Below are 11537 nucleotides of genomic sequence, written 5' to 3' on the forward strand. Positions count from 1 at the left end.
TGCGCAGCGCATTGCTGCGGCAGGGACTGTCATTGGATGGATTAACCGTATGGGAGGGAGAGAAATTGAACACCAGGAAGAAGCGTTTCGGTAGCGCCATACTTGTCATCGTCCTATTTTTTTTGTCTCTATGGGCCTTCTACCCTTCGAAATCGACAAACCAAGGCTTCGTTCAAGCGATCTCCGACTTTGAAGCGGTCATAGAAACGGAGGGGCAGGACGGGTACAGCCAGTATTTAGACGCTCATGCATCGGCGAGCCGCCCGGACCGCATCGTCCGCATCGAAGGCGAGTCCTTTGTATCAACCTCCGGGGAGGGATTCGAGATCGCGGAGAAATTACACGGCTCCGAAGGGAAGTCCGTGATCACGCCAGAGGCAGGCTCCATCTCATGGGACGTGAACGTGGAAGAACCGGGCTTATACCATGTCCGGATTCGATATTATCCGATTGAAGGGAAGAGTTCGGCGATCGAAAGGCAATTCTCTATCAATGACAAGGTGCCCTTCAAGGGAGCGGATATCGTGCTATTCGACAGAGTATGGGGAAACCGGGACGAGGAAATCAGGCAGGATAACCGCGGAAACGATCTGCGGCCAAGGCAGATCGAGCAGCCTTCCTGGCAGCTTGCGCCGCTCTCGGATCGGTACGGCTACTATGATGAGCCGTATTCCTTTTATTTTGACAAGGGCAAGCAGAAGCTTACGCTAACGTCCTTGCGGGAGCCGATGGCGATTGATTATATCGAGCTGTACCAGGATCATGCCTTGAAAACATACGAGGAGCTGGCGAATGAATATGAGTCCGGGGGCTTGGAGCCGACCCGGGATCAGTACATTCTGATTCAGGCGGAGGATGCCAAGCGGAAATCGTCGCCGACCTTGTATCCTACATCCGACAGATCCAGCCCGACCGTTGAGCCGTACGACGTTTCCAAAATCAGAATCAACACCATCGGAGGCGTTAACTGGAAGCTGCCGGGGCAATGGATCGAATGGGAGTTCGAGGTGGAAGAAGACGGTTTGTACCAAATCGCCTTGAAGCAGAAGCAGGACCAGCTCCGGGGCGTATTTGCCACACGAAGCCTTATGATCGACGGGGAGTTTCCCTTTGAGGAAATGAAACGAATCCGCTTTCATTATGACCGCGATTGGCAAATGAATGTGCTGGGCGAAGAAGAACCTTATTTATTCCATTTCACCAAAGGGACGCATCGGATCCGAATGATGGTGTCTCTCGGCGAGATCGCGCCGCTCTTGCAGACGATTGAATCCAGCGTGCTGGAACTGAACGAAATGTACCGCAAAATACTAATGATCACCTCCAATACGCCGGATCCGTTCCGGGATTATCAATTGGAGAAGCGGATTCCGGATATGGTGGAGGTGTTCACTGAGCAGGCCGAAATCATTCAAAGCGTGGCCGATTACCTGGAAGAAGCGACAGGCGAGCGAAGCGACAAGGTGGCCGTTCTGCATTCAATGGTGCACCAGCTGAACGAGCTCGCCGAAAATCCCGAAACCGTCGCCAAGCGCTTGGACACGTATAAGGTGAACGTGGGCGGTCTCGGAACCTGGATGCTGCAGATTAAAGAGCAGCCCATCTCGCTTGATTATCTGATCGTTCATTCGCCGGATCGCAAGCTGCCCAAACCGGACGCGTCGTTTTTCGAGGTCGCGGGCCATGAGTTAGGCGCTTACGCAGCTTCGTATACGGAAGATTATGACACCATCGGGAACGCCGGCGATGAAGAGGATGCCATTACCGTGTGGATAACGACCGGACGCGATCAGGCGCAAGTACTGAAAGCATTGATCGACGACACGTTTACGCCTGAGTCGGGTATTCCGGTGCATCTCCGGCTTGTTCCGGGAAACATCCTTCTGCCAGCCACGCTTGCCGGTGAAGGTCCGGATGTCGCCATGCAAATCGGCGAGGACGTGCCGGTTAACTACGCGATGAGGGGGGCTGCAGCCGATTTAACGAAATTCGATGATTTCGAAGAGGTGGTCACCCGATTCCGCGACAGCGGGCTGGAGCCGTACAAATATAACGGCGGGGTGTACGCCTTGCCTGAGCAGCAGACCTTCCCGATGTTGTTCTATCGCAAGGATATTTTGGAGGAGCTTGGCTTGAAGCCGCCCGCGACCTGGCAAGAAATCTATGACATGATTTCCGTGCTTCAGAAGCACAACATGCAATTTTATTTGCCGCTGGAAGCCACCAACGCAAGCCTGGTCCCGAATGCGACGTTCGCCATGCTGCTGTACCAGAACGGCGGGCAGTTTTACCGCGATAACGATACGAAGAGTGCACTCGACTCGGATATCTCCATGGAGGCATTCAAGAAGTGGACGCAGTTCTATACCAGCTACAAGTTCCCGCTGCAAGCGGATTTCCCGAACCGTTTCCGGACCGGGGAAATGCCGATCGGGATTGCGGATTACACGACGTACAACATGCTGACGGTCATGGCCCCCGAGATTAAGGGGCTGTGGGATTTCACGATTGTGCCGGGGACTGAACGCGAGGACGGCACCGTGAACCACGAGGTTGCCAGCCATACGACCGCCGTCATGCTGCTTCAAAATTCGAAGAGCAAAGCGGCCGCTTGGGAATTTCTGAAGTGGTGGACCGACAAGGAGACGCAAATTGCGTATGGTCGAGAGATGGAAGGCTTGATGGGAGAGGCTGCCCGCTATCCGACGGCCAACATCGAAGCACTGGAGGAGCTGCCATGGCCGGTGAAGGATTATCGGAATTTGGATAACCAATGGCGGTGGGTACGAGGCATTCCGCAGGTGCCCGGAGGATATTTCACAGGCCGGCATTTGGACAATGCTTTCAGGAAAGTGGTAAATGCCAGCGAAAATCCGCGCGAAGCCTTATCCGATTATATTTTGTACATTAACGATGAAATCGAGATCAAGCGGAAGGAGTTCAATTTGCCATATTAACAGGGGAGGTGCGGTAGTCAATGCAAGGAGAACCAGTAATTCAAACCGTAAAGAGCCCCAAAGCGAATGTGCAGAAGAACAGCCGTTGGGTCTCTTTCATAAAAGAGTTGAAGCGCAGCAAGCACTATTATTTGCTGATGAGTCCGTATATGATTATTTTCTTTCTGTTTACGGTCATTCCGGTGGTTTTTTCCTTTGCCCTAAGTTTCTTCTATTTCAACATGCTGGAATTTCCGAGGTTCGTCGGTTGGCAAAATTATTCGAGGCTGTTTCTGAATGATGATATCTTTATGATCGCCTTGAAAAATACGCTGATGTTCGCCGTCATTACCGGTCCCGTCAGTTATATCGCCTGTTTTGTATTCGCATGGATCATTAATGAATTGTCGCCAAAAGTGCGGGCGTTCATGACGTTGGTCTTTTATGCGCCTTCGATATCGGGCAACGTTTACTTCATTTGGCTCATCATCTTCTCCGGTGACAGCTACGGGTATTTAAACGGGTTTCTGATGAAGGCCGGCTTTATCCTGGAACCGATTCAATGGCTCCTGAATGAAAACTATATTCTATGGATCGTGATTATCGTGCAGCTTTGGCTGAGCCTGGGCACCAGCTTTTTGGCGTTTATCGCCGGCCTGCAAACGATCGACAAGTCGCTGATCGAAGCGGGGGCGATGGACGGCATCAAGAATCGCTGGCAGGAGCTCTGGTATATTACGCTGCCGTCCATGAGGCCGCAGCTGATGTTCGGGGCCGTGATGCAGATCACAACCGCATTCGCGGTCGCGGATATCTCCATCGCGCTCGCCGGGTTTCCGAGCGTTAACTATGCGGCGCACACCATTGTCACCCATCTGATGGACTTCGGGACGATCCGCTTCGAACTCGGCTACGCATCGGCCATTGCGACGTTCCTGTTCTTGCTGATGGTCGGGACCAACAAATTAACGCAAAAAATGTTGAGAAGGATAGGTGAGTAACGTTGGCTGCGAAAATGATTCGATATTTCCGGCTGCCGAGAACGCTGAACCGTTCTTTGCCCGTTAGCATTTTGCTGTTTGCGCTGCTCGCCTTGTTCGGAGCCTTCATGGCATTGCCCTTGATTTACGCGGTGAACAACGCATTCAAACCGCTGGACGAATTGTTCATATTCCCTCCGCGGTTCTTCGTGAACAATCCGACGATGGATAATTTCCTGGATTTGATGGTGTTAATGGGGAATTCGTGGGTACCCTTATCGCGTTATTTCGCAAACACGCTGTTGATCACCATCATTGGCACGGCTGGACATATCCTGCTGGCGTCTGCAGCAGCCTATCCGCTGGCCAAATACCGGTTTCCCGGCTCAAGGGCGCTGTTTTCGATTGTGGTGCTCGCCTTGATGTTTTCGCCCCATGTTACGGCGATCCCCAACTATATGGTCATGTCTTGGCTGGGTTGGATCAATACGCATGCCTCCATCATCGTGCCTTCCTTGGCATTTCCGCTTGGGCTGTTTCTGATGAAGCAATTCATGGAGCAGATTCCCGATGCCCTGCTTGAGGCAGCCAAAATCGACGGGGCCAGCGAATATCGGATTTACTGGTCCATTGTGATGCCGAACGTGAAGCCAGCCTGGCTGACGCTAATGATTTTACAATTTCCGGCACTTTGGGGCAGCGATGGGGGCAGCTTCATTTACAGCGAGCATCTGAAGACGTTACATTTCGCGCTCGGACAGATCACGGAAGGCGGAATCGCAAGAGCCGGCGTCGGCGCGGCTGTTGCACTGCTCCTGATGATCGTTCCCATTACGCTCTTTATCATCTCCCAGAGCAGTGTCATGCAGACGATGGCCACTTCAGGGATGAAGGACTAGAAAGGAGGCATGTCAGATTGATGAACAGCTTGCGCAAACTGAAAACGCCTCTCCTCATCATGATCTGCTGCTTATTGGGGGTTGGGGCAGGAGCGGGGAACGTAAGCGCCGAGAGCGCCTCGGACTCCTATATTTATTCTTATTGGGGCGATGCTGCAGCAGCGCCGGCCGCTTATGTGGCGACTGAATTGATAAGCGGCTCGGATCTGGGGACGAGTGCTTTCCAAGAGCCGAGCGATCTTCACGTCACCGCCGACAATCGCGTATACGTGCTGGATTCCGGCAACAATCGGATCGTTGTGCTGGACCATGATCTAAAGCTGGTAACCACCGTGGATTCCTTCACAAGAAAGGGCGAGCCGGATACATTCCTACAACCGCAAGGAATCTTCGTGACCGATGACGGCGAGGTGCTCGTAGCGGACACTGGAAACAAACGGGTCGTTCACTTGGATTCGGATTTTCAACTGATCAAGATCATCGATTCGCCGGAGTCGGAGCTACTGCAGGATTCGTTTAAATTCGAGCCCGTCCGGGTCGTCATGGACCATGCGCAGCGAACTTACGTCATGGCTGCCGGCGTGTTTGACGGTTTCATGGAATTCGATGCCGAAGGGGCGTTTACTACCTTCATCGGCGCGAATCGCGTTTATATCGATCCGATCGAATATTTCTGGAAGCAAATCTCGACCAAGGCGCAGCGCAGTCAGATGGTCATGTTTACGCCTACGGAGTTTACGAATCTGGATATTGACTCGGAAGGGTTCATCTATGCCACGAACGGGGACCAGTGGGGAAATAACATTAAGAAGCTTAATGCGCAAGGCAGCGATATTTTAAGAAGAACGGGGTATTCCGACCCGCAGGGCGACATTCTTTACCTCAGCAGCGAAGGTCCTTCTAAGCTGATCGACATCGATGTTACCGACAGCGAGATATACTCCATTCTCGATGGCAAGCGGGGACGGGTGTTCACTTACAACGGGGACGGACATCTGATGTACGTGTTCGGCGGGCTGGGGAACCAAATGGGTCAATTTCATACGCCGGCCGCCATCGACCGAATCGGCGAGGATTTTCTCGTGCTGGATAAAGCGCTTGGCGAAATTACCGTCTTCCGAACGACCGAATACGGTCGAACGCTGAATGAAGCCGTCAAAAGCTACTATCGTGGCGAGGAAGAGACCGCTTTTGCGTTGTTTAATCGAACGATCGCCATGAATGCCAATCTGGAATTCGCCTATGCGGGGATCGGCAAAGCCTTGCTTCGTCAAGGCGATTATAAGGGTGCCATGATGCATTTCAAACGCAGCTTGGATCAGAAAAACTATTCGAAAGCATTCCTGCTATACCGCAAAGCGGTCATGAGGGAACATTTTCCGTTGATCATGACCATGCTGTTCTTGGCCGGAATCGGGATATTTGCCGCATCCAGGCTTCGGAAAGTGAAGGAACGAAGAAAGGGGGCTTCCGCATGAGCAGGGAATGGATTCGGTTTCCCCTAAATCTCATGGTTCATCCCTTTGAGGGCTATTGGGACCTGAAATACGATCGCAATCGAAAATTCACGTTGATCATCTCGTTTTGCGTATTGTTTCTGGTTGCCGTTACGAACATTTTGGGGAGCCAGTACAGCGGTTTTCTAGTCCATGTGTACAATCCCGAGAGCATGAACAGCGTCATGGAAATCGTATATGTGATCGTGCCGATCTTGTTCTGGTGCGTGGCTAACTGGTCGCTTACGACCTTGATGGACGGCGAGGGCAAATTCGTCGAAATTTTTACGTCGACCTGCTTCGCGCTCCTGCCGCTCGTGATCATACAGTTTCCATGGATCTGGCTCAGCAATCTCGTGTCGCTGCAAGAGACCGCATTCTATTATTTTTCAAACTCCGTTGCGGTTCTCTGGTTCGTTTATCTGCTGTTTGTCGGCAATATGACGGTGCATCAGTTTTCCCCGTCCAAAACGATCGGAATTATGATGCTGACCCTGGTCGCCATGGGGTTTATGGCTTTTATCAGTTTGCTGTTTTTCAGCTTGGTCCAACAGATCGTGGCCTTTATTTCCGTCATCTATCAAGAATTGGTCATGAGAACTTAAGGAGGAGGAAGGATGGGCAATTTCGCTAAATACATGCTGCTTGCTGCCAGTGTGCTGACAGCACTGATTATGGCCGGTTGTACGGATAAAGGACCGGAAAAGGCAGCTGGCGATGAAGGCAACGGGCCCGCCAACAGCTTTACGCCGGGAGCAGTTCTCAAGTCATCGTTCGTCAATCCGAACGTCAAAGGCATGAAAGGCATTGCCGAGAACGATCAGCTCCAGCTGCTAGCGGACGATCAGACGGGGGCGATCGCCGTCGTGCATAAGGCAAGCGGCGAAATTTGGCACAGCAATCCCCCCGGCCATCAGTCGGATCCGCTGGCCGCGGGCGTGAACAAAAGCTTGTTGTCCTCTCAGTTGAAGCTTGACTTTTATAACAGCTTCGGACAGATAAATTCGGTCAATTCGCACGCCGACAGCGCGGCTTACAAGCAAATCGGCATGGAGGAAATCCCAAACGGCGTTCGCGTTAACTACCGGTTCGGCACGGACAAAAAAACGATTGACGACATGCCCAAGATGATCAGCAAGTCCCGCTTTGAACAGAACCTCTTAAGCAAGCTGGACAGCGCCGGCCAGCGAACGCTGAAAATCGCGTACACGGAAGATGCCGAGCAAGGGGTGTATGTCCGGTCCGACGGCGCTCTCAAAGGTCTGCAGCTGGAGCGTGCGCTTAAAGCCTTTGAGGATGCCGGATATACCGAGGACGATTTGCTGGTGGACATCGAGGAGAACCATTTGGATCAGACCAAGCCTGAACCGCGGGTATTTCACGCCTCGATCGAATATACGCTGGACGGCGACAGTCTGATCGCCAAGCTTCCGGTTTCCAGCATCGATTTCCCGGCTGAATATCCGGTGAACACGATCTCGTTCCTGAGCTTCTTCGGTGCAGGGGGGGCGGAGGATAAGGGCTCAATCCTCGTTCCGGACGGATCGGGGGCGCTGATCCATTTTAATAACGGCAAGACGCGGTACCCTTCCTACCAGCAGAGCGTGTACGGAATGGACCGAACGATGAGCGGAATCGAAACGGCGGACAGCAGCCAGGACGTCAGGCTGCCGGTGTTCGGCATCATCCGTGAAGGCGGGGCATTTATCGGCATCATCGAGGAAGGGGCTCCGGCCGCGACGATCAATGCCGACGTCAGCGGCAGGCTGAACAGCTATAACTACGTCTACCCGACGTTCACGGTAATCAACAAAGGCGACTTAAGCCTGGATGCGAACGGCCAGCAACGCTCGCTCCCGAAGTTCCAGGAGAATCCGATGCGAAGCGATTTTTCGGTTCGGTATGCGTTTGTGGGCAAGCAGTCGGCTTCCTATCCGGGACTCGCCGCCTATTACAGGAATTACTTGGAGCAACAGGGAGGGCTCCCGGCAATTGCCGAGAGGAATGAAGAGAATATGCCGTTCTATCTTCAGCTTGTAGGAAGCATTTATAAGAAAAAGCATTTTGCAGGAATTCCGTATCGGGCGCTGGAGCCGCTCACAACGTTCGAACAAGCGCAAAGCATTCTGACAGAGATGGGCAAGCGAGGCATCCATGACATCAAATTGAAATATAGCGGCTGGTTCAACAAAGGGCTGGATCATGAGGTTCCAGGCAGCGTCTCCGTTGATCAACAGGTAGGAGGAGAGAAGGGACTTCGGCGTCTGCTCTCCTATGCGAACGAGAATGGGGTAAAGCTGTATCCGGATGTCGCCATCCTTACCGCGCTGTCCGGTTCCGGGTTCAACGAGGCGAAGGAGGCGTCCAGAACGCTGCGAGGCATCCCCGCAGAGATCTATTCCTTCAATCCGGCGCTGAACCGGCGGGATCGGACCGGTTCGCCGGCCTATGTCATCTCGCCGCGGTTCATAGGTAGCTACACGGAAGCTTTCTTAAAGGATTATGGAAAATACGGCGCTACTGGCGTGTCGCTGAGTGATCTTGCTGCCGAGCTGGACAGCGATTTTCGCAAGCATCGTCAAATTGACCGTACGGAGTCCGAACAGTTGTCTCTGGATGCGCTGAACAAGGTTTCAGATGCCAATCTTCAGGTCATGGCTGACGGAGGAAACGCTTATGCGCTGCCTTTCTTAACCGATATCACCCATGCGCCTATGTCTAGCAGCAGCTTTAAAATCGAAGACGCGGAAATTCCATTCTATCAAATGGTTATCCGCGGGCATATCGATTACACGGGTGAGCCTTACAACCTGTCCGCGTATACCGACGCCAAACCTTATATTTTGAAGTGTTTGGAGTACGGTGCTGGCGTGTATTTTCAATGGTTCTATGAACCTAATCACAAAATAAAGGACACAGAGCATAACGAACTGTTCTCTGCCAATTACGCGTTATGGATCGACGAGGCCGCCCGCATCTATGAGGAAGTCAATGCATTTCTGAAAAAGGTTCGCCATGAGCGGATCGTCGGGCATGACGAATTGGCTGACGGCGTGTTCAAGACGACATACGAGAGCGGCGTTTACGTCATCGTGAATTACAATCGTGCACCGGTGACGATAGACGGCGTAACCATTGAAGCCGAAAGCTATGTGACGGGTGGTGAAGCGCCATGAAATCCATAACCCAGCGATTTGGGCGAAAGCAGCGAAGCTATGGGAGACAGAAGGCATTATGGGGCGTTGCTTATGTGATGCCTTGGCTGCTCGGCTTTATCTTTTTTTTCCTGATCCCTTTGCTGACTTCCCTAATCTACAGTTTTAGCACCGTAACGGCAAATTCCGAAGGAATCGGCATTACGTTTATGGGGATGAAAAATTACGTGACTGCCTTTACGGTTAACACCAGCTTTAACCGAATGCTAACCGAGGCGATCGTGAACATGGCGGTGAACGTGCCCCTAATCGTTATATTCAGTCTCTTTCTGGCCGTCGTCCTGAATCAGAAATTCCTTGGCCGTTCCTTTGCCAGATCGATATTCTTCCTGCCCGTCATTCTTGCTTCCGGGGTCATTCTGACCCTGGAAAGCAGCAGCCTCGTTCAGGCGATCAATGATCAGAACGCCGGTTCCGGCGGGCTGATTAACGCATTGGGAAGCTTTGAACTCGAGCGATTAATGCTTCAGGCCGGCGTAAGCGAGACGATCGTAAACTATTTAACGGGAGCCGTGGATCGTATTTATGAGATCGTAAGCCAATCCGGCGTACAGATCCTTATTTTCCTGGCAGGCATACAGACGATATCCCCCCAGCTGTACGAAGCGTCCAAGATGGAAGGAGCTACGGGTTATGAAGCCTTCTGGAAAATCACGTTTCCGATGGTCAGCCCGCTGATTCTGGTCAACATGATCTATACGATTATCGACTCGTTCTCCCGAAATGAGCTGACAGACTTAATCAAGACCACGGGCTTCGTCCAATTCGATTTCGGCCTTAGCTCAGCGATGGCCTGGATTTACTTCCTGGCCATCTCCATCATCCTGTTGATCAGCACGTACTTTGTATCCAGGAAGGTCTTTTACCATGAATAGAAGAAGGTGAATGCAATGTCGGTTTCTCGGTGGCTATCGCTCGAAAGCTGGAAACGATGGCTCTGGTCTTTCATACGTTTAACATTGATCGCTGGCTTGTCCTTTGTCATTCTGTATCCGATTCTGCAAAAAATCTCGACCGCCATCAAAGACAAGGCCGATCTTTATTCACCGGTCGTCGTATGGATTCCGGAAAATTTCACAATGAGCAATTTCCTTGATGCGATCCGCATCATGGATTATTGGGAAACGCTGTTCAACACGTTTGCGCTGTCGGCAACGACGACGGTCTTGACGGCCGCTTCTTGCGCGCTGGCGGGTTACGGCTTTGCCCGTTTGAAATTCAAGGGCAGCCAGCTTTTATTCGCCTGTGTCGTCCTGACGATTCTGGTGCCTCCAACCACGATTCTCATTCCCATTTACTTGAATCTGAAAGACTTTACGCTGATGGGCCTGATTCCGCTCCTCACCGGCAAGTCCGTCAACCTGTTGAACAGCTATTGGCCGTTCATTCTGACTTCGCTGACCGCCAATTCGCTTAAAGCCGGTTTGTACATTTTTATATTCCGGCAGTTCTTCCGCGGCATTCCGAAGGAAGTGGAGGAGGCGGCTTATATTGACGGCGCGGGCGTCGGAACCACCTTTACCCGGATCATGATGCCGAACGCGATTCCTGCCATCATTACCACGACGTTGTTCTCCTTCGTCTGGCAGTGGAATGACAGCTTCTACACAACGACGTATCTGACTTCAAGCAAAGTCATGTCCACCCAGCTGTCATCGCTGCCGTACAACCTGTCCATTATGCTGGGCGGCGATCCATCGAAGGCGGACCCTTTTTATTTGAGCATGGTGCAGGATACCGGCATTTTGCTGGCGATCCTTCCCTTAATCGTCATCTATTTGTTCGTTCAGCGCTATTTCGTGGAAAGTATCGAGCGTACGGGTATCGTAGGTTAACATTTCAAGCTGAAGACCGCCACCCCGAATCTAGGGGGTGGCGGTTTTGTTGTAAAAAGAAAACCATACGCTATGCGTATGGTTCAGGATAGCTTAAGCGTTGTATAAAAAAAATCCTCCGAAGTGTTAAGATAAATTCGGTTCGCCAACCAAATTTAAAACACGAGGAGGAGATC

8 protein-coding genes are annotated in these 11537 nt (G+C 51.9%); all 8 read left to right on the forward strand.

Going from position 1 to position 11537, the window contains the following annotated elements:
* Nucleotides 1-65: 65 nt before the first annotated feature.
* Genes AK95_RS06140 through AK95_RS06175 form a run of 8 tightly spaced genes read left to right on the forward strand, consistent with a single transcriptional unit; the run spans nt 66 to nt 11361 of the window.
* Nucleotides 66-2957, forward strand: a complete 2892-nt coding sequence (locus AK95_RS06140) for an extracellular solute-binding protein (RefSeq protein ID WP_071219087.1) — start codon at nt 66-68, stop codon at nt 2955-2957.
* Nucleotides 2958-2977: 20 nt separating this feature from the next.
* A complete protein-coding gene (locus tag AK95_RS06145) occupies nt 2978-3937 on the forward strand; it encodes a carbohydrate ABC transporter permease (RefSeq protein WP_007130194.1) in 960 nt (319 codons plus the stop codon).
* Between the two features lie 14 nt (nt 3938-3951).
* Entirely contained in the window at nt 3952-4815 is an 864-nt protein-coding gene (locus tag AK95_RS06150) for a carbohydrate ABC transporter permease (RefSeq protein WP_181469880.1), read from the forward strand.
* 17 nt (nt 4816-4832) lie between these two features.
* Nucleotides 4833-6293 (forward strand): NHL repeat-containing protein, encoded by a 1461-nt coding sequence (locus tag AK95_RS06155; protein ID WP_071219088.1) that lies wholly within the window; start codon nt 4833-4835, stop codon nt 6291-6293.
* Nucleotides 6290-6916 (forward strand): Yip1 family protein, encoded by a 627-nt coding sequence (locus tag AK95_RS06160; protein WP_007130191.1) that lies wholly within the window; start codon nt 6290-6292, stop codon nt 6914-6916. The genes AK95_RS06155 and AK95_RS06160 overlap by 4 nt, the downstream gene beginning before the upstream one ends.
* Nucleotides 6917-6928: 12 nt before the next feature.
* Nucleotides 6929-9487, forward strand: coding sequence for a DUF5696 domain-containing protein (locus AK95_RS06165; RefSeq protein ID WP_071219089.1), 2559 nt, complete (start codon nt 6929-6931; stop codon nt 9485-9487).
* Nucleotides 9484-10401, forward strand: a complete 918-nt coding sequence (locus AK95_RS06170; protein ID WP_071219090.1) for a carbohydrate ABC transporter permease — start codon at nt 9484-9486, stop codon at nt 10399-10401. The genes AK95_RS06165 and AK95_RS06170 overlap by 4 nt, the downstream gene beginning before the upstream one ends.
* 15 nt (nt 10402-10416) lie before the next feature.
* The gene (locus tag AK95_RS06175; protein WP_007130188.1) at nt 10417-11361 is read left to right on the forward strand and encodes a carbohydrate ABC transporter permease; all 945 of its coding nucleotides are present in this window, start codon (nt 10417-10419) and stop codon (nt 11359-11361) included.
* Nucleotides 11362-11537 lie beyond the last annotated feature (176 nt).

Origin of the sequence: Paenibacillus sp. LC231 (genome assembly GCF_001860525.1) — a bacterium.
Taxonomy (GTDB): Bacteria; Bacillota; Bacilli; order Paenibacillales; family Paenibacillaceae; genus Paenibacillus_AQ.

What these genes read in the sequence shown, in the direction of transcription:
- AK95_RS06145 (WP_007130194.1), top strand. Translation starts at nt 2,978, where the DNA reads ATGCAAGGAGAACCAGTAATTCAAACCGTAAAGAGCCCCAAAGCGAAT.
- AK95_RS06150 (WP_181469880.1), top strand. Translation starts at nt 3,952, where the DNA reads ATGATTCGATATTTCCGGCTGCCGAGAACGCTGAACCGTTCTTTGCCC.
- AK95_RS06160 (WP_007130191.1), top strand. Translation starts at nt 6,290, where the DNA reads ATGAGCAGGGAATGGATTCGGTTTCCCCTAAATCTCATGGTTCATCCC.
- AK95_RS06165 (WP_071219089.1), top strand. Translation starts at nt 6,929, where the DNA reads ATGGGCAATTTCGCTAAATACATGCTGCTTGCTGCCAGTGTGCTGACA.
- AK95_RS06170 (WP_071219090.1), top strand. Translation starts at nt 9,484, where the DNA reads ATGAAATCCATAACCCAGCGATTTGGGCGAAAGCAGCGAAGCTATGGG.
- AK95_RS06175 (WP_007130188.1), top strand. Translation starts at nt 10,417, where the DNA reads ATGTCGGTTTCTCGGTGGCTATCGCTCGAAAGCTGGAAACGATGGCTC.